Annotated in this window: 13 protein-coding genes; 4 read left to right on the forward strand and 9 right to left on the reverse strand. The window is 68.8% G+C overall.

Annotated elements, in window-relative coordinates; translation table 11 throughout:
- Nucleotides 1-103: 103 nt before the first annotated feature.
- From ACIO3S_RS29475 to ACIO3S_RS29485, 3 genes are all read right to left on the reverse strand, one after another.
- Nucleotides 104-1,930 carry a DUF5719 family protein gene (locus ACIO3S_RS29475; protein WP_400470465.1) on the reverse strand — a complete coding sequence of 609 codons (1,827 nt, stop codon included), beginning with the start codon at nt 1,928-1,930 and terminating at the stop codon, nt 104-106.
- Nucleotides 1,927-4,833 carry a glycosyltransferase gene (locus tag ACIO3S_RS29480; protein WP_400470468.1) on the reverse strand — a complete coding sequence of 969 codons (2,907 nt, stop codon included), beginning with the start codon at nt 4,831-4,833 and terminating at the stop codon, nt 1,927-1,929. The genes ACIO3S_RS29475 and ACIO3S_RS29480 overlap by 4 nt, the downstream gene beginning before the upstream one ends.
- Nucleotides 4,834-4,979: 146 nt before the next feature.
- The gene (locus tag ACIO3S_RS29485; protein WP_008361238.1) at nt 4,980-5,234 is read right to left on the reverse strand and encodes a WhiB family transcriptional regulator; all 255 of its coding nucleotides are present in this window, start codon (nt 5,232-5,234) and stop codon (nt 4,980-4,982) included.
- Between the two features lie 353 nt (nt 5,235-5,587).
- Between ACIO3S_RS29485 and cofD the strand changes: the two genes are divergently transcribed.
- Genes cofD through ACIO3S_RS29500 form a run of 3 tightly spaced genes read left to right on the forward strand, consistent with a single transcriptional unit; the run spans nt 5,588 to nt 8,411 of the window.
- Nucleotides 5,588-6,601 (forward strand): 2-phospho-L-lactate transferase, encoded by a 1,014-nt coding sequence (gene cofD / locus ACIO3S_RS29490; RefSeq protein ID WP_400470471.1) that lies wholly within the window; start codon nt 5,588-5,590, stop codon nt 6,599-6,601.
- Between the two features lie 20 nt (nt 6,602-6,621).
- Entirely contained in the window at nt 6,622-7,587 is a 966-nt protein-coding gene (locus tag ACIO3S_RS29495; protein WP_400470474.1) for a coenzyme F420-0:L-glutamate ligase, read from the forward strand.
- 41 nt (nt 7,588-7,628) lie between these two features.
- Nucleotides 7,629-8,411: a DUF3105 domain-containing protein gene (locus tag ACIO3S_RS29500; RefSeq protein WP_400470477.1), complete on the forward strand. Its 783-nt coding sequence runs from the start codon at nt 7,629-7,631 to the stop codon at nt 8,409-8,411.
- 82 nt (nt 8,412-8,493) lie between these two features.
- Here ACIO3S_RS29500 and ACIO3S_RS29505 read toward each other — a convergent pair whose 3' ends face one another.
- Entirely contained in the window at nt 8,494-9,570 is a 1,077-nt protein-coding gene (locus ACIO3S_RS29505) for a mannose-1-phosphate guanylyltransferase (protein ID WP_400470480.1), read from the reverse strand.
- A 106-nt stretch (nt 9,571-9,676) separates the two neighbouring features.
- Between ACIO3S_RS29505 and ACIO3S_RS29510 the strand changes: the two genes are divergently transcribed.
- Nucleotides 9,677-10,378, forward strand: coding sequence for a TIGR03089 family protein (locus tag ACIO3S_RS29510; protein WP_400470483.1), 702 nt, complete (start codon nt 9,677-9,679; stop codon nt 10,376-10,378).
- Here ACIO3S_RS29510 and ACIO3S_RS29515 read toward each other — a convergent pair.
- The 5 genes from ACIO3S_RS29515 to glf all read right to left on the reverse strand — a co-directional run bounded on the left by ACIO3S_RS29515 (nt 10,360) and on the right by glf (nt 17,488).
- Nucleotides 10,360-12,480, reverse strand: coding sequence for an N-acetylmuramoyl-L-alanine amidase (locus ACIO3S_RS29515; RefSeq protein WP_400470486.1), 2,121 nt, complete (start codon nt 12,478-12,480; stop codon nt 10,360-10,362). The genes ACIO3S_RS29510 and ACIO3S_RS29515 overlap by 19 nt on opposite strands.
- 125 nt (nt 12,481-12,605) lie before the next feature.
- On the reverse strand, nt 12,606-13,403 hold the full coding sequence (locus ACIO3S_RS29520) for an ABC transporter ATP-binding protein (RefSeq protein ID WP_160027271.1): 798 nt from the start codon (nt 13,401-13,403) through the stop codon (nt 12,606-12,608).
- Complete coding sequence (locus ACIO3S_RS29525) at nt 13,400-14,299, reverse strand: ABC transporter permease (protein WP_400470489.1); 900 nt, start codon at nt 14,297-14,299, stop codon at nt 13,400-13,402. The genes ACIO3S_RS29520 and ACIO3S_RS29525 overlap by 4 nt, the downstream gene beginning before the upstream one ends.
- Nucleotides 14,283-16,298 (reverse strand): glycosyltransferase, encoded by a 2,016-nt coding sequence (locus ACIO3S_RS29530; RefSeq protein ID WP_160027267.1) that lies wholly within the window; start codon nt 16,296-16,298, stop codon nt 14,283-14,285. The genes ACIO3S_RS29525 and ACIO3S_RS29530 overlap by 17 nt, the downstream gene beginning before the upstream one ends.
- Nucleotides 16,295-17,488, reverse strand: coding sequence for a UDP-galactopyranose mutase (gene glf, locus ACIO3S_RS29535; protein ID WP_160027265.1), 1,194 nt, complete (start codon nt 17,486-17,488; stop codon nt 16,295-16,297). Before glf ends, ACIO3S_RS29530 begins: the two co-directional genes overlap by 4 nt.
- Nucleotides 17,489-17,500: the final 12 nt, after the last annotated feature.

The following is a 17,500-nucleotide window of genomic DNA, read 5'->3' on the forward strand; positions in this document are numbered from 1 at the left end:
TCCTTTACTCCGGGGTTCGGCGAGAACACCCTCCAAGAACGGGTCGGCGGCAAACCCCAACCACAAATAAACGCCGACAAAACGAGCGCCGAAAAAGGAACGCTCAGGGCTCCAAAGGCAGCGGCAACCCCGGAGCAACCCCAGCAGTCCGTACCTCCGAGCGCAACGGCCGGAACGGGACGACCGCGTCGCCATCGCCGCTCATCACCACGGCCGCGTTGATCTCGACGCCCGCAGGCACGAGCTGGATCAGCGCTGCCTCCGCAGGCACCTCGACCTCGGCACCCAGCCCAGGGCCGACCTCGACGGACTTGGCCTTGAGCGCCTTGCCCTTCGCGGTCATCGGGACCACCTTGACGGTGCCGCTGGTCCCGGTCTTGGCGACCGGTCCGGAGATGAGGACCCGCTTCTTGCCGACGCCGCCGCCGGCCGGGACGACCACCGCGGTCGGCTCCGAGATCGTCTCGGTGGCCGTGGTGATCGCGACGTCGCCGCGGTCGACCGAGCGCATCGCGGTGGCGACCGGGCCGGTGGCGACGATCTCGACGCCGTACGCGTCACCGGCGCTGTCCTTGCCGAGCAGCTTGGTCAGGTCGACCTGCGTCTGCCCGTTGGGCGGCACGCTGATCTCCGGAGCGCCCTCCGGGGTGAGTACGTTCTTCGGGGTGAGCAGGCGCAGCTCGGCGCTCACCTGGGCGTCGCCCGGGTTGATGACGGTGAGCGTGCGGCTCGCGGACTTGTTGGGGTAGCCGACCAGCAGGTTGGTCTCGGCCGGCGTCGACTGGCCCGGGAAGTAGTCCTCGGTGCCACGCTGCGTCTCGAGCGCGACGGCACGGTCGCGGACCATCACCCCGGCCTGGCCGCGTACGACCGTGGTCTTCAGGGAGAGCTCGCCCTTGCGCGGGATCACGTGCAGCAGGTCGAAGGTGCGGGTGGTGTTGCCGGGGATCGCGACGCCGCGCAGGTCCTCGGGGACCGCCACCACGCCCTTCTCGTCGTAGAGCGAGATGTCGACCGTGGCCGCACCGCTGTTCGGGTTCGTCAGCTCGAGGACCGAGTTGTGAGTGGCGCCCGCACCGACGCCCGGGAACCAGGCCTCCGCCTGCGGAGGCAGGCAGCCCGTCGCCGCGAGCGGCTTGGTCGTCGAACGTCCGGCGACCAGCCCGGGCGCGACCTCCTTGCCCGCCTTGACCACGACCGAGCCGGGCTTGACCGACGCGCTGGTGACCTTGCCAGACGCCACGGTGGTCTCCGCGCCCTTACCCGCGCCGGGGCCGCTCAGCGTGACCTTGCCGGACCCCTCGGCAGCGTTGGTGACGGTGACCTGGTCGGCGCCGGACTTCGGCTTGCCGGGGCACACCACGGTGGCCGCCGTCGGCGCGCTGCTTTCGGCGGCCAGCTTCGGCTGCTCCCACTGGTGGGGCCGGTTGAGCAGCAGCGCGACGGCCATCGCACCGACCAGACCCAGTGCCACCAGCACGGTGTTGTCGCGGCGGCCGCGCTGCCTGCGTACGCGGCGCAGCCGGGGTCGCGCAGCGGCCGCCGCCGCGGCGGCAGCGGCCATCCGTCCGCCCTTGGCACGCTCGTGCTGTGACTCGTGCTGGGCCTCCGGCTCCTCCACCCGCATCTCGTCGGCGGTCGGCCAGGCCTCGAACTCCGGCTCGAAGCCACCGCGGAACTCGCCGGTCTGATAGTCGCCCTCGTACGCCGGCGGGTAGCCCGTCTGGGCGAGCATCTGTCCCGTCTCCGGACCCGGCACGTAGGGCTCCTGGGCGTAGAGCTGCTCCGGGGTGTAGCCCTCGGGCGGCGTCTGGGCCGTCTGCCCCGTGTACGGGTCGGCGAACGGGTCCAGCATCCACGGCTCCTGGCCGTAGACATCGTCGGCCTGCGGCTCGTGCGAGCGGTCGTAGGGGTCTCGTGAGTGACTCATGCCGACTCCCTCCTCTGGATCAGCGTCGGCAGGCACAGGACCAGGACCACGAACAGCCCGATCCCGGCCAGGACCAACAGGATCGTACGGATGATGGACTGTGACTCGGTCACGCCCGGGTCGCTCGGCTCGGAGTCGAGCAGCCAGGCACGCGTCGAGCGCTCGACGGTGCTCGCCTGGGTCACCGACCCGGAGGCGTCGATCCCCTCGGCGACCGAGGAGTCGGCCGGGCCGGGCATCACGATGTAGGCGACGCCCTGGGCGGCCAGATCACCGATCACCGCGTCGTCGGGGTCGGCGGCCAGGCGGCGTACGACTCCGGTGAGCTCCTCGGAGCCACCCGCGACCTGCGCGATCTCGTCCTCACCGAGGGTGATGCCGTCGTTGCGCAGGACGGCGTAGCGGAGGCCGTCGTCGACCGAACCGCGAAGCACGAGGACGCCGTCCTCCGGGCCGAGCGTGGTCGAGGTCGGGTCGAGCATGTAGGAGGGCACCCCGGTGTGGCCGAGGGCCCGGGTGTTGTCGGTGAGGTCGCCGGTGCCGGCGTAGACGAACCAGCCGAGGCTGCCGACGACGCCGACCGCCGCGACCGCAGCGGCGGCGCCGACCATGACCTTCCGCAGCCCATTGAGACCGTCGAGGATGGCGCCCTGGGCGCCCAGCACCGCCGCGACCACCGCGAAACCCTGGATGGCGACCAGCGGGAAGCCCCAGCCGACCCGGGCGATGCCGGCGTCGAGCGGGATCGGGATCCAGGACAGCAGCATCGTGACGACCGCTGTCGCGACCGCGCCGATCCAGCAGACCATGACCGGGATCCGGGTGCGGCTCGGGATCAGCGCGAGCACGGCGAGCAGCGGCAGCGCCAGACCCAGCCACCAGGGGGCGCCGAGATCGGCACCGTCGAGGCCGGTCAGGCGGCCCACGAGCAGGTCGAAGCCGCCTGCGGCCGGGGCCGGCAGCCGGCCCGGGTCGAGCAGCAGAGCGGCCCAGCCGCCGGAGAAGAGCGCCGGCAGCCACCACGGGAGCAGCAGCCCGACCGGCGTCGCGATGGCCGCGGTGGGCGGACCCCACTGGTCGCGGTCGCTGAGCACGGCGGGCATCAGCCGTCGGGCGACGATGAAGATGACCGCCGCGAAGACGGCCGCGACCAGGAAGGCCATCGGCGCGAAGGCGGTGATGACGGTGAGCAGCAGGCCGGTGCGCCAGCCGGCGCGCCAGCGGCGGTCGGCGACGGGGTCGCTGAACCCGAGCGCGGCGTGGGCGAGCCAGGGCAGCAGCGCGCCGACCACGACCGCACCGATCCGGCCATCACCGAAGGCACCGCTGGCATAGGGAACCAGGGCGTACGCCGTCGCGCCCCACAGCAGCAGCCAGCGCGGGGCGCCGAGGTGGCTGATCAGCCGGCCCGCGACCCGCAGCAGCCGCCACGCACCGCCGAGCGCGATCGGGAAGCTGAGCAGCATGACGGCGGTGACCGCCAGGCTCGGGTTGCCGCCGAGGAACGTCGCGAGCACCGCCAGCGGGAAGACGTGCGGCGGCGCGGGCACGCCGGTGCCCTGCGAGATCGCGTGCCACGACTCGAACTGCAGCTGCCACCAGTCGCCCACGTTCTGGGGCGTCGGCCCGAGGCCGCTGCCGGCCACACCGCCGAGCGCGGCACGTGCCCCGATGACCCCGAGGATGCCGACGACGACCAGGAGCACCGCGACCGGATTGGTGAACAGACGCACCAGCCAGCCGGTCTCGGCGGGGATCTCGTCCTCCTCCAGCTGGGCCCGCTCGGCCTGACGCTTGGCGGCGAAGGAGGCCGGATCGGCCTCAGCCTGCGCCATCTGGCGCCGCTCGGCGATGTCGGAGGCCTGCAGGGTGACCGCAGTGGCGACGTCGGAGACGAAGTCGAGTCCGTGGCGGTAGGGCAGCCAGGGCGGAGGCAGCAGCGCCTTGACCACGTCCTTGTCGGCGTGCGCCTGCTTCCGGCGACGCCGCTTGGCGAGCATGATCTGGCCGGTGTGGCCGTAGATCCAGCCCAGCGCGGCCAGGTCGTCGAGCGCGGTCCCGGGGTCGCGCACCAGAATGAAGCCGAGCATCCGCCACAGGGTCTGGAAGAAGAACCTGACCATCCACAGCGCCAGCGTCCCCGGCCGGCCGTTGACCAGCAGGGTGTAGAGCGCGGCCCGTCGCTCCTGATAGTGGATCCGGCGACCGGTCAGCTGCGTCTTGCGTACGCCGCGGTGGGCCGCCTCCACGTGGAAGACGACCGCGTCCGGGACGGCGATGGTCGTGAAGCCGGCGTTGGCGGCCCGCCAGCCGAGGTCCATGTCGGTGCCGAGGACCGGGAGGTGCTTGTCGAAGCCGCCCAGGTATTCGAGGACCTCGCGGCGGATCAGCATGCCGGCGGTGTTGACGGCCAGGACGCGGCGTACCTCGTCGTGCTGGCCCTGGTCGTATTCGCCCCGCTCCAGGCCGGTCTCCCGGGCTCCGGTGACCGAGATCGAGACACCGAGCTCGAGCATCCGGCGCAGCGAGGGCCACTCCCGGATCTTGGGGCCGAGGATGTCGGCCTCCGGGTATTCCGCGGCGGCGTTGAGCAGGGTCGAGAGCGCGTGCGGGTCGGGGGTGGAGTCGTCGTGGAGGAACCAGATCCACTCCGGCGGCTGCGCCGCCTGGTGGAGGATGGCGAGCGCTTCGTTGGCCGCGTCCGCGAACGTCGTCGACGCCGGGAGCTTGACCACCTGGGCGAAGGTCTCCTCCAGGATCTCGACCGACCTGTCGGTCGAGCCGGTGTCGATCGTGACGGCAAAGCTCACCGGAGCCTGCTGGTTCCTGATCCCGTCGATGACGGTCGGAAGCCAGCCGGCGCCGTTATGAGAGACGAGGACGAGGGCGACCGACGCATGCACGATCGGCAACCCTAGTGCCCAACTGGTGATAGACCGAATGGACCTGTCGAGCGATCGGCCACGCCCCCGCAGGTATTTGTCCGGAAAAGATCAGCAGGCCCGGACCGTCAGGTCCGGGCCTTGCTGGCTCGTGCTTGGGTATTGCCTCAGACTGCGCGCTTCTTCAGCTTGCGGCGCTCTCGCTCGGAGAGTCCACCCCAGATTCCGAAGCGCTCGTCGTTGCCCAGAGCAGACTCAAGGCAGTCCTGGCGCACCTCGCAGGTCTGGCAGACCTTCTTGGCCTCCCGAGTCGATCCACCCTTTTCAGGGAAGAACGCCTCCGGATCCGTCTGCGCGCACAGGGCGCGCTCCTGCCAGCCCCCTTCGTCGGTGTCCGGCTCGAGGAGAAACAGCTCTCTCATCGTCTTTCCGACCTTTCGACCCTATTCAGCTTGTTTTCGGGACCGTGACCCCATCTTGGGCCAGTCACCTCACGCCATCGGCAGGTAACCGATCCCCCCGTTTTTTGCGGGTACTGACTCTTGTTACGGCCTAGGCCGTCACTTTGATGCAGTTCCCCGCTGAAATCTTCCCGAGATTTTCAAGCGCTGTCGCCACCGCTATCGGTCCCCGTTTCAATTTCGAATCACACTGATGAAATTACATGCCTGTCGGTGCCACAAGTCAACCCTCAAATCTGCTAGGGCCGCTTTAACACAGGCTTTCCGCACCGGCTGGAGCAGGGTTGCTGGCCCCCGTCTGAGAGGCTAGGGCCATGCGTGACATCACCGTTCTCTCCGGCGGCCATGGTGGTTCGAAGTTCATCTCCGGACTCCTCCACGGCATCTCTGCCGGCCGTGTCCCGGGCATTGAGGAAGATGCCCGGGTCACCGTGATCGCCAATACCGCCGACGATCTGTGGATGCACGGCGTCAAGGTCTGCCCCGACCTCGACACGGTGATGTACACCCTCGGCAACGGATTCGACCATGAGCGCGGCTGGGGCCGCAAGGCCGAGACGTGGTCGATCAAGGAGGAGCTCGAGGCCTACGAGGTCCCCGGCACCTGGTTCGGGCTCGGCGACCGCGATATCGCCACGCATCTCGTACGCACCCAGATGCTCGAGGCCGGGTTCCCGTTGTCGCAGGTCACCGCAGCGTTGTGCGAACGCTGGCTGAAGCCTGTATGGGACGACCGCGTGCGGCTGCTGCCGATGACCGACGACCGCGTCGAGACCCACGTGGCGATCAAGGACGAGAATTCACCCAGTGGACTCTCAGTCGTTCACTTCCAGGAATACTGGGTACGCCTCCGGGCTGGCGTTCCCGTCGAGAAGCTGATCTTCGTGGGGCAGGACGAGTCGAAGCCGGGACCCGGGGTGATGGACGCGCTGCTGAAGTCCGACCTGGTGATCGTGCCCCCGTCCAACCCGGTCGTCTCGATCGGGACCATCCTCGGCGTACCCGGGATCCGGGAGGGCCTGGTCGCCACCTCGGCCCCCGTGGTGGGGATCTCGCCGATCATCAGCGGGCATCACGTACGCGGCATGGCGGAGCAGATGCTCGCCGCCATCGGCGTCGACGCGACCGCCGCCGGAGTCGGTCTGCATTATGGGACGCGGGGCTCGGGCGGGGTCCTCGACGGCTGGCTCGTCGACACGGCCGACGACGCCGCGGTCCCCCCGCTCGCCGAGTCGGGGCTGAAGGCGGCCGCCGTACCGCTGTGGATGTCCTCCGAGGACGCGACCGCCGACATCGCCGCCGCCGCGGTCGAGCTGGTCACCCGATGACGCGGCCCACGAGCGGGCCGATGAGCGGACTGGGCATCACCGTCACCGCCCCCGACGGCGTACCCGAGGTGCGTAAGGGCGACGACCTCGCCGCCCTGCTCCTGGACGCCCTGGAGTCCCCTCTGGTCGACGGCGACATCGTCGTGGTCACCTCGAAGGTCGTCTCCAAGGCCGAGGGCCAGGTACGCGAGGGCAATCGGGACGACGCGCTCCCCGGCGAGACGACGCGGGTGGTGGCCCGGCGCGGGCCGACCCAGATCGTGCGCAGCCGGCTCGGGCTGACGATGGCTGCCGCCGGGATCGACGCCTCCAACGTCGAGGCCGGATACATCGTGCTGCTCCCTCTGGACCCCGACGCCTCCGCGCGTACCCTGCGCGCCACGTTCCGCGACCGCACCGGCGCGAACGTCGGCGTGATCATCACCGACACCGCCGGACGCGCCTGGCGCGACGGGCAGACCGACATCGCCATCGGCGCCGCCGGCCTCGAGGTGCTGGAGAGCTTCGCCGGCCAGGTCGACGCCTACGGCAACGACCTCGTCGTCACCGCCCCCGCCGTCGTCGACGAGATCGCCTCGGCGGCCGAGATCTCCCAGGGCAAGCTCGGCGCACGGCCGTTCGCCGTCCTGCGCGGCCGCGCGGACCTCGTCCGCGAGCCCGGTGACGACGGGCCGGGAGCGAGCGCGCTCATCCGCCCCGAGGGATCGGACTTCTTCGGCTTCGGGGCCAGGGAGGCCGTCGTACGCGCCCTGAAGGGTGCCGCCGAGGACCAGGCTCCGTTCGGCGCGCCGGCAGGCGTCGAGGAACTCTCCGCGGCCGTCGCGGAGGTGACCGGGACCGCCCCCGTCCCGCACGGGGACGGGCTTCGGGTGGCCGGAGCCGATCCAGCGGTGATCGCCGCGCTGGCCTTCGCCCACGGCTGGCGATGCGAGCGCGAGGAGAATAATCACGGGGCAACTTCCCTTCTGCTACCACTGACCACCTAGAATCTGCGCGTCCCGACAAAAGACCCGAGGTACGCCGAACCGTGGCCAACAAGTCGCTCAACAAAGACCGCCGTGCGGTCATCAACGACATCCGCAAGAAGCAGGGCCGCGCCGAGCGCGTCCGAGGCTGGGCGATCATCGGTGTCTGCATCGCCTTCGCCGTCGTGATCGTCGGCGCTGCCGCATGGACGCCGATCAGCGGCTTCATCAAGGACAGCGAGTACAAGGACGTCGCTCTGCCGGACATCGGGAAGAGCGCCAAGGCGGCCGGCTGCCAGAAGGTCACCGAGATGGCCGCCGACGGGAACCAGAACCACATCGCCACCGGCACCGAGCAGACCTACACGACTGCTCCCCCGGCATTCGGCCCTCACTGGAACGAGGCCAACGTCGCGCCGGCCGACATGTCGCGCAAGTTCTACACCCCCGAGGACCGTCCCGACCTCGAGGCTCTGGTGCACAACCTCGAGCACGGCTACACGATCGTGTGGTACGACGAGACCGTCTCCGAGGACGAGCAGGACGAGCTGCGCGCGATCGGTGACAAGTTCGCCGGCACCTCCAACTTCCGCTACAAGTTCATCGCGGCTCCGTGGACCGCTGCCGACGCCAAGGAGACGGCGGTCGCCGGCGACAAGAAGACCGAGTTCCCCTCGGGCACCCACATCGCCATGACGCACTGGTACGCCGACGCCGCCAACCCGACCGAGGCGTCCACCCAGAAGGGCGTCTTCCAGTACTGCGAGGGCGTCTCCGGCGAGGCGATCAAGGACTTCATGGAGAAGTACCCCTACACCGACAGCCCCGAGGCCCAGGCCATGTGATTCTGGCCCTCAGGACGGACGTACGACACGGCCGCCTCCCTTCGGGGAGGCGGCCGTCTCTCGTCTCGAGCGAGGGACAGCGTCAGGTGAGGTCGGTGCGGTCGGAGTCCTTGAGGGCGGCGACGATCTTCTTGACCTGCTGGGCGTGGGTGCGGGTGGTGACCAGGACGGCGTCGTCGGTGTCGACGACGACGATGTCCTCGAGGCCGATGAGGGCGATCATGCGGCCGGAGTGGGGCACGACCAGGCCGGTGGAGTCGAGGGCGTGGACGAGCGAGGCGTCCCCGAGGATCGTGGGCCCCTCAGGTGAGGCGGTGGCGGCGGCCTGGAGCAGCGTCGCGAGCGAGTCGAAGTCGCCGATGTCGTCCCAGCCGAGATCGGCGGGCACCGTGGCGACCTTGCCGGCGGCGGCAGCAGGCTCGGCGACCGCGTGGTCGACCGCGATCTTCGGCAGCGTCTCCCACAGCTCCTCGAGCCGCGACGGCTCGGCGGCGATGGCCCGCAGCCGCTCGGTGAAGCCGGGGTCCGACTCCGCGAGCAGTTCGAGGAGGACGGTGGGACGGACGACGAACATCCCGGCGTTCCAGCGGTAGCGGCCGGTCGCGAGATAGCCGGCCGCGACCTCGGCCGACGGCTTCTCGACGAACTCGTCGACCAGGAAGGCCCCCGGGTGGCCGTCCAACGGCTTGCCCTCGGCGATGTAGCCGAACGCGGTCGAGGCGAAGGTCGGCGAGATCCCGATCGTCACCAGCCAGCCGTCCGCGGCGATCGCCGCGGCGCTGCGTACGGTCTCGTGGAAGTTGTCGACGTTGCGGATCACGTGGTCGGCCGCGAAGGAGCCCATCACGGCCTCCGGGTCGCGCCGCTCCAGGAAGGCCGCGGCCACGCCGATCGCGGCCATCGAGTCGCGCCCGCTCGGCTCGGCCAGGATGGCGTCGTGCGGCACCTCGGGCAGCTGCTCGCACACAGCCCGCTCGTGGACCGCACCGGTCACCACCATGGTGCCGTCGGAGACGGGCTCGAGGCGGTCGTAGGTTTCCTGCAGGAGGGTACGCCCGTGGCCGGTGAGGTCGCGCAGGAACTTCGGCTCCGAGGACCGCGAGAGCGGCCACAACCGAGTGCCGGCACCACCAGCGGGGATCACTGCCCAGAACGTCATGCCGCCACCTCCGTTGGGCACGTCGAAGAACACGGAAGTGGCGGCATGATGGACCCGCTGGTCGCTCGCTGGCGCTCGCTCATGCCGCACACCTTAGAGTTTCGACGTGAGCAGCTTTCCCGAGACCCTCGCCCGAGCCCTGCGGACCAACCCCGGCGGTCCGTTCGTGACGTTCTATGACGAAGGCAGCGGCGAGCGCCAGGAGCTGTCGACCGCGACCTACGCCAACTGGGTGGCCAAAGCCTCTGGCCTGCTCCTCGACGAGCACGGGCTCGAGCGCGGGGACAGCATCCGGATCGACCTGCCCACCCACTGGCTGGCCACCGTCTTCCTCGGCGCCGCCTGGAACACCGGACTCGTGGTGACCGACTCCGACAGCCCCGACGCCGTCATCTGCGGCCCCGAGACGCTGTCCGCCTGGGCGGATGACGCTGCGAAGCGGCCGACGCTGGCGTGCTCGCTGCTGCCGTTCGGCGTACGTTTCGCCGACCCGCTCCCCCAGGGCGTGCACGACGTCGGCATCGAGGTCTGGGGACAGCCGGACGCCTTCACCCCCTGGGACCCGCCGGCCGCGGACGACGCGGCCACCTCGTGGGACGGCGTCGAGACCAGCCACGCTAACCTGTTCGGAGGCGATGGGAAGGCCGCACGGCTCCTCTCCACCGTCCCCTCGGCCTCACCGGCCGGCGCCGACCTGCTGGCCTCGCTGCTCGCCGGCGGCGGCTCGCTGGTGCTGGTCACCAACGCTGCGGAGGACCGGCTGGCGGCCCTGGCCGAGTCCGAGCGCGCTCAGCCGAACTGGTCGTAGCCCCGCACGACGCCCATCTGGGACTTCCGGTCCCAGCCGCCGCTCTGGTCGTGCTCGTAGGCGAACCACATCCCGTCGGACTTGCGACGCAGCAGCAGGTCGCCGCCGGTGGAGGCCCCGCGCAGGTCCTTGGTCGCGAGGATGAAGTCGAAGACGCTGGTGTCGATCCCGGGGTCGGAGTAGGTGGTCAGGCCACCGGGGCCGTTGGTGCGGAAGATCAGCAGCTTGCTCGAGGTCCTGACGACCACCTCGGGCGAGCCGTCGTCGGCGTAGAAGCGGCCGGCGCCGATGACCTGGGTCGACCCGCTCACCGCGCTGCGCATCCGGTAGGACGCGCCCAGGGCGCTGGTGCCGCGCCCGGGCCAGACCCGGATCTCGCCGGTGGAGTGCTTGCCCACGAGGTCGGGCCAGCCGTCGCCGGTGATGTCGCTGACCACGTCGATGACCGAGACGGACTCGAAGCCGCGCCCGATGATGACGCCGGTGGCGAACGTCTCGGTGCCGTTGCCACGGTTGACCCGGATCGTTCCGTCGGTGTGGCGGATCAGGATGTCGCCGTCGCCGTCGCGGTCCCAGTCACCGGCGTTCATCAAGGTGGCCGAGGTGCCGCCGATCAGGTTCGTGGCCCGCGGCGTACCGAAGCGGGCGTTGCCGTCGGTGCGGATCACGACGATCCGCCGGTCGCCGGCCCGCCGGGCGACCAGGTCCGGGTAGCCACGGCCGCTGATCTGTGACTGCAGCTCGCGCGCCGCCCAGCTCGCCTGCTTCGAGCCCGCCTGCGAGCGGATCGTGCTCAGCTTGGCGTAGAGGTAGCGGCCCGGGCACGCGGTGGAGCCGGCGTCGCGATGGCCCATGATCGCGTACGAGAAGGTGCGGTCGCCGATCCGGGTGGAGCCCTTGTTGCCGCGGACACCGTGCAGCGACAGCTTCCACGCGAACAGCGTCCCGAAGGCGTTCACCAGCGCGGTGGGAGGTGCGACGTTGTCGAAGTTGCCGATCGCGGAGGCGCCGAAGGCGTAGCTGTTGTAACCCGAGGTGTGAGCCCCCACGACGGGTCGGTCGACGCCGCCGTAGCGGCCCTCCCAGATCCGGCCGAACTTGTCGACCAGGAAGTTGTAGCCGATGTCGCGCCAGCCTCGGCTCTGCACGTGGTAGGCGTAGATGCTCCGGATGATCCCCGGCACCTGGTCCCTGGTGTAGGAGTTGGTGTTGACGGTGTGGTGCACGAAGCCACCGCGGACCTCGTGGTAGTCGGGCGGGCCGGCCTCGCGCACGCTCTCGTCGGCTCCCCACTGTCGACGGCTGTAGATGCTGGGCTTGGCGGTGTACGCGGCCGCCGACAGCGTCGCCGCCTCCCCCTCCTCGGCACTCGTGGTGCCCTGGGCTGCCTCGGTCGGCTCCGGCGCGTCATCGGCCCCGGTCTCGATCTCAGGTGACTCGCTGCGGCTCGCCTCCGCCTCGCCGGGCGTGATCACGGCCAGCCTGAGATCGGCGGGCACCTGGGCACCGGTCAGTCGGAGCCGGGTCTGGACCTGGTCGACCTCGCCGACCACCGCCTCCATGGTGCCCGGCCTCGACCCGTCGGCCTCCGCGGAGTCCGGGTCGGGAGCATGGTCGTCGACGTGGACGTCCAACGCCTGCCAGTCGCTCCACGTCCCGTCCTCCAGCGTGCGTACGTCGGCCCCGATCGCCTCCTCCGGGACGGCCGCGCCGGGCGCCCAGGTGAGTCCGACGGTCCCGAAGCCGTCGACCGGCTGCGGCCGGCTGGTGACGGTCACCGCATCGCCCGCAGAGGTGGCCTTCTTGGCCTCAGCGGTGATCCGTCCGGACATGCCGTGCCCGGACGGTGCGGTCAGCGAGATCTCCTCGAGGTGGGCGTCGACCGGATCGGAGGGAACCTGCGCCGCTGACGGCACCGCCACCTGGCTCCCGGAGACGGGAACCTCGCCGGGTCGGACCACCTTCAGGTCGACGACGGTGCTCGCCGGGACCAGCGCGGCCAGGACGAACCCGAGCACGAGCAGCTGCTGGGTCGAGGCGACATAGCGCGACCGAGCGCGCTCGACGTCGCTCGACTGCTCTTCTCCGACCTGCGAATGCACGTATGGATCCCCCTGGTTCCGTAACACCAGGGAACATCTTTCACATCAGCCACAGAGGTTGGGAAGAGCCCGCAAAGAACTACAGACCTGTAATTCCTCGCGGGCTCTCGCCGGGCTGGACAGACTCAGACTTCGGCGCCGAGCGCGCTGTCGGCAGCCTCGAGTTGCTTGAGCTTGGCCGATCCCTTGGCGTCGTCCTCACCGTAGTGGAGGTACTCGATGCCCTCGTCGACGTCGCCGTCGAAGACCAGGCGGCCCTTCTCCAGGCAGATGACGCGGTCGCACATCCGCTTGACGGAGCCGGCGGCGTGGCTGACGTAGACCACGGTGCGGCCGCTGTCGCGGATCTCCTCCATCTTCTCCATGCACTTCTTCTTGAAGGGCTTGTCACCGACGGCGAGGACCTCGTCGGCGAGGAAGATGTCGGAGTCGATGTGGACGGCGACCGAGAACCCCAGACGCGAGTACTGCCCCGAGGAGTAGTTGCCGACCGGGGAGTTGAGGTGGTCGCCGAGCTCGGCGAAGTTGACCACATCGTCGTAGATCTCGGCGGTCTCCTCGGCGGAGAGCCCGTAGATCGCGGCGTTGAGGAAGATGTTCTCCCGGCCTGACAGCTGCGGGTGGAAGCCCGCACCCGTCGCGATCAGGCCCGCGATCTGGCCACGCGTCTTCACGACGCCCTGGTCGGGGCGCATCACGCCGCTGATCAGCTTCAGCAGGGTCGACTTGCCCGAGCCGTTGAGGCCCATCAGGCCGACCGACTCTCCCTGCTTGATCGTGAAGGTGACGTCGTCCAGCGCCTTGAAGGTGTTGGAGACTGCCCGTCCCTTCATCTTGGCGACGGTGATGTCCTTGATGCTGCGGTGGTAGCGGAGGGTGAAGTTCTTGGTGACTCCGTCCACCACGATCGAGTCGGCGGTCATGTCAGACGCTCCGGAATCTTGTTCTCGTACTTGCTGAAGACCACTTGGGCGATCACCAGCAGGACCAGCGAGACACCGAACGCACCCAGACCCCACATCCAGAGGTTCTCGGGCAGGTGCTCGGCGGCGGTCGCCTCCGGGTTCGGCGTCACCCCGACCCAGAAGGCCTGCTGGAAGAGCAGCACGGCGTCCGAGATCGGATTGAGCAGGTAGATCCAGGACTTGTCGCCGAGCGCTTCCTGGATCATCGAGAACGGATACATCATCGGTACGCCGAACCGGATGTAGTTGGTCAGGATGTTGACCGCGCTGCCGAAGTCCCGGAAGAAGACGTTGGCGAGGCTGAAGACCAGCGCCAGGGCGGTGCCCAGTGCCATTACGATGCCGAGCGCGAGCAGGAGCGAGGGAATCGTCTCCCAGTTCGGCGTCCATCCGCTGAACAGACAGACGACGATGAGGATCAGCGTCGCCGGGACCAGGTGGTAGAGCGAGACCAGCATCGAGGCGACCGGGAACATCTCCTTCGGCATCGCCATCTTCTTCAGCAGACCCTTGTTGCCGAGCAGGGATCGCGTCCCTGCCCCGAAGGTCTCGGTGAAGAAGTGGACGATGACGAGCCCGGCGAACAGGTGGACCGGGTAGTTGTCCATCCCCTTGTCCGCGCCCATGATCTTGCCCATGAAGATCCAGTAGACGAGGAACTGCGTCAGCGGGTTGATGTAGGACCAGAAGACGCCGAGGATCGAGTTGGAGTAGCGACCGCTGATCTCCCGCTGCACGAGCAGCTTGAGGAGGTAGCGACGCTTGAAGACCGAGAGCAGACCGAGGTTCTCCGCCGGCGGTGCCAGCGGCGCGTCGACGATCCGTACGGGACGTTCATCAACTCCGGTTGCCATCGGACCCCTTCTCCTCAGCGACCAGCCACGGCTCGAAGGTCTTCTCCCACGCCTCCGGCGAGGTGAACTCGCTCAGCTTGGAGCGGTACTCCTCGGCCAGCTTCGGCCACTGGCGCTTGAGCCGGCGGTGCACCTTGATGGTGTCCTTCAGCATCTGGTTGAAGAGCTTCTTGTCGCGGCGGTAGAAGGCAGCGCCCTGCTGGTCGTTCATCGACACGATGGCGCTGTCGTACTTGGTGATCCGGTACCACTGGTTGTCCATCGCGGCGAGCTCGGCCTCGGGGAACTCCGTGGAGAGCTTGCGCGGCTTCATGATCTGCCGGATCGGCGCCTTGAGCGCGGCCAGCTTGACCTCGCGGCTGGTCGGGACCTCGGTGTCCTCCTTGCCCTTGCGCGGCGGCTTGTGGCGACGCACGGGCGGAAACTCGTCACGGTCGGCCTTGAGCTGCGCGTCCGGGTAGTCCTTGACCATCTCGCGTACGGCGGGAAGCTGGGTCGCGAGGGTCTCGTGCAGCTTCTCGGGGCCGGCGAGCACGTCGAGCAGCGCCTGGTGGCGCAGCATGACCGTCGAGTACTGCATCGAGACCAGGTGCTTGATCTGGTGGGAGAACGACTCGGTGACCATGCGGCCGCCGTCGTCGTAGATCGAGTGCAGCAGCGCGGCCACGAAACGGTTGCGCTGGTGGAAGTAGGACTGCCAGTCGAGGGCGTCGTTCTTGTCGGTCCACGGGACGTGCCACACGGCCGCACCCGGGAACGACACGGTCGGGAAGCCGGCCGCCTTGGCGCGCAGGCCGTACTCGGAGTCGTCCCACTTGATGAAGACCGGCAGCGAGAGCCCGATCTCCTCGATCACCTTGCGCGGGATCAGGCACATGAACCAGCCGTTGAAGTCCACGTCGACGCGCTTGTGCAGCCAGCGGGTCGAGCGCAGGTTGCGGGCGCCGAAGTCCCAGTCGCCGTAGACGCCGGGAGCCGACTGCCACCAGAAGCGCCACGGCTGGACGATCTCGCCGTAGGAGTGCAGGCGCGACTTGGCGTAGAGCGAGAACATGTGGCCACCGACGATGGTCGGCCGCTTGGCGAGGTCACCGAAGGTGATCGCGCGGATGATGCCCTCGGGCTCGCAGACGACGTCGTCGTCCATCATCAGGGCGTACGTCGCGGTGCCCTTGCGCAGCGACTCGAGCTGACCGCGCGCGTAGCCGCCGGAGCCACCCAGGTTGCCCTGCTCGATGATGTGCAGCAGGTCGCCCAGGGCCTTCTCGGCCGCGGGGAACTCGACGTCGTCGGCGACCTTCTTGGTGCCCTGCTCCATCACGAAGACGGTGTCGAGGTAGGGGCGCAGCGCCTCGTCCTCACCCATCTGCGCGAGCAGCTTGGCGCAGAAGTCGGGCTTGTTCATGGTGGTGACGCAGATGTCGACGGTGCCGTGCTCGGCACGGTCGTCGGGGACCTCCGCGGTCCACTCGGCCGAGGTAATGACGGCGTCCTCGTCGGAGGCGACCACGTCGTACCAGTACCAGCCGCCGTCGACGAACGGCTTCAGCGGCAGGTCGAAGGTAAAGGTGCCCTCGGGGTTGGTGCCGGTGTCGGCGGCGTCGACGCGCTGCGAGCGGCCGTTGGCCATCGACTTGTAGACGATGACGCTCGCGCCGCGACCCTGGAGGGCGACGGTCAGCTTCACGCTGTCGACCACGGTGTGCCGGCGCCAGTAGCTGGCCGGGAACGCGTTGAAGTAGGTGCCGAGCGAGAGCCGCTCGCTCTTCAGGATCCGCAGTGCCGTACGCGACTCGATCTGGTCGGGGTGGATCTGGGTCCCGTCGTTGATCGACTGGCGGATCTGGGCGTTGTTCAGCGCCTGGGCCGTCTTGTCGGAGCCGACCTCGTACTTGTCGGCGTCGAGGATGGCGGCCTGGTTGTCGACGTAGAGCGGGAGTACGTCGGAGTCACGGTCCAGGGGCAGGATCTGCCGCTGGAGCAGTCGGGTCACGCTCATTCGTCAACGCCTCCGGAGGTGAGCGGGGTGCCGTCCTCGAAGTGGGGACGGAGCTTGTTCTCGAACATGGTGAGCGCGGACGCGATCGCCATGTGCATGTCGAGGTACTTGTAGGTGCCGAGGCGGCCACCGAAGAGCACCATCGGCTCCTTCTTGGCCAGGTCGCGGTAGACCAGGATCTTCTCGCGGTTGTCGGCGGTGTTGATCGGGTAGTACGGCTCGTCGCCCTCCTGGGCGAAGCGGCTGTACTCCTTCACCACGATCGTCTTGCCGGGCTTGTAGCGGTCGGCACGCTCGGGGTGGAGGTGCTTGAACTCCAGCTCGCGGGTGAACGGGACCTCGGGGTCGTTGGCGTTGACCACGCCGGTGCCCTGGTAGTCGTCCACGTCGAGGATCTCGGACTCGAGGTCCACGGTGCGCCAGGAGAGCTTGCCGGCGGAGAAGCCGAAGTACTCGTCGACCGGGCCGGTGTAGACGATCGGGACCTTGCCCTTGAAGTCGTCGACCACGGTGAAGAAGTCGGTGTCGAGCATGACCGTGATGTTCGGGTGGTCGGCCATCCGCTCCAGCCACGCGGTGTAGCCGTCGACCGGGAGACCCTCGTACTTGTCGTTGAAGTAGCGGTTGTCGAAGGTGTAGCGGACCGGGAGGCGCGTGATGATGTCTGGCGACAGCTCCTTGGGGTCCTTCTCCCACTGCTTGGCGGTGTAGCCCTTGATGAAGGCCTCGTAGAGCGGGCGCCCGATCAGCGAGATCGCCTTCTCCTCGAGGTTCTTGGCGTCCTCGGTGTTGAACTCGGAGGCCTGCTCCGCGATCAGCGCGCGCGCCTCGTCGGGGGTGTGCGACTTCCCGAAGAACTGGTTGATCAGCGCGAGGTTCATCGGCAGGGAGTAGACCTGCCCCTTGTACTTGCCGAACACCTTGTGCTTGTAGTCGGTGAAGTCGGTGAACTTCCGCACGTAGTTCCACACCTTCTCGTTGGAGGTGTGGAAGAGGTGGGTGCCGTACTTGTGCACCTCGATGCCGGTCTCCTCGTCGAACTCGGAGTAGGCGTTCCCACCGATGTGCGGACGGCGCTCGATGATGAGCACCTTCTTGTCCAGCTCGGTGGCGGCGCGCTCGGCGATGGTGAGGCCGAAGAGGCCGGAGCCGACGACGACGAGGTCAGGAGTGGTTTCAGGGAAGGACACGATCGCTCAGTC

The sequence above is a fragment of the Nocardioides sp. NPDC087217 genome (assembly GCF_044744805.1).
Lineage (GTDB): Bacteria > Actinomycetota > Actinomycetes > Propionibacteriales > Nocardioidaceae > Nocardioides.

Bases quoted from the DNA above. Each gene is read 5' to 3' on its own strand.
- ACIO3S_RS29475 (WP_400470465.1), bottom strand. From the start codon at position 1,930: ATGAGTCACTCACGAGACCCCTACGACCGCTCGCACGAGCCGCAGGCC.
- ACIO3S_RS29485 (WP_008361238.1), bottom strand. From the start codon at position 5,234: ATGAGAGAGCTGTTTCTCCTCGAGCCGGACACCGACGAAGGGGGCTGG.
- cofD (WP_400470471.1), top strand. From the start codon at position 5,588: ATGCGTGACATCACCGTTCTCTCCGGCGGCCATGGTGGTTCGAAGTTC.
- ACIO3S_RS29495 (WP_400470474.1), top strand. From the start codon at position 6,622: ATGAGCGGACTGGGCATCACCGTCACCGCCCCCGACGGCGTACCCGAG.
- ACIO3S_RS29505 (WP_400470480.1), bottom strand. From the start codon at position 9,570: ATGACGTTCTGGGCAGTGATCCCCGCTGGTGGTGCCGGCACTCGGTTG.
- ACIO3S_RS29520 (WP_160027271.1), bottom strand. From the start codon at position 13,403: ATGACCGCCGACTCGATCGTGGTGGACGGAGTCACCAAGAACTTCACC.
- ACIO3S_RS29525 (WP_400470489.1), bottom strand. From the start codon at position 14,299: ATGGCAACCGGAGTTGATGAACGTCCCGTACGGATCGTCGACGCGCCG.
- ACIO3S_RS29530 (WP_160027267.1), bottom strand. From the start codon at position 16,298: ATGAGCGTGACCCGACTGCTCCAGCGGCAGATCCTGCCCCTGGACCGT.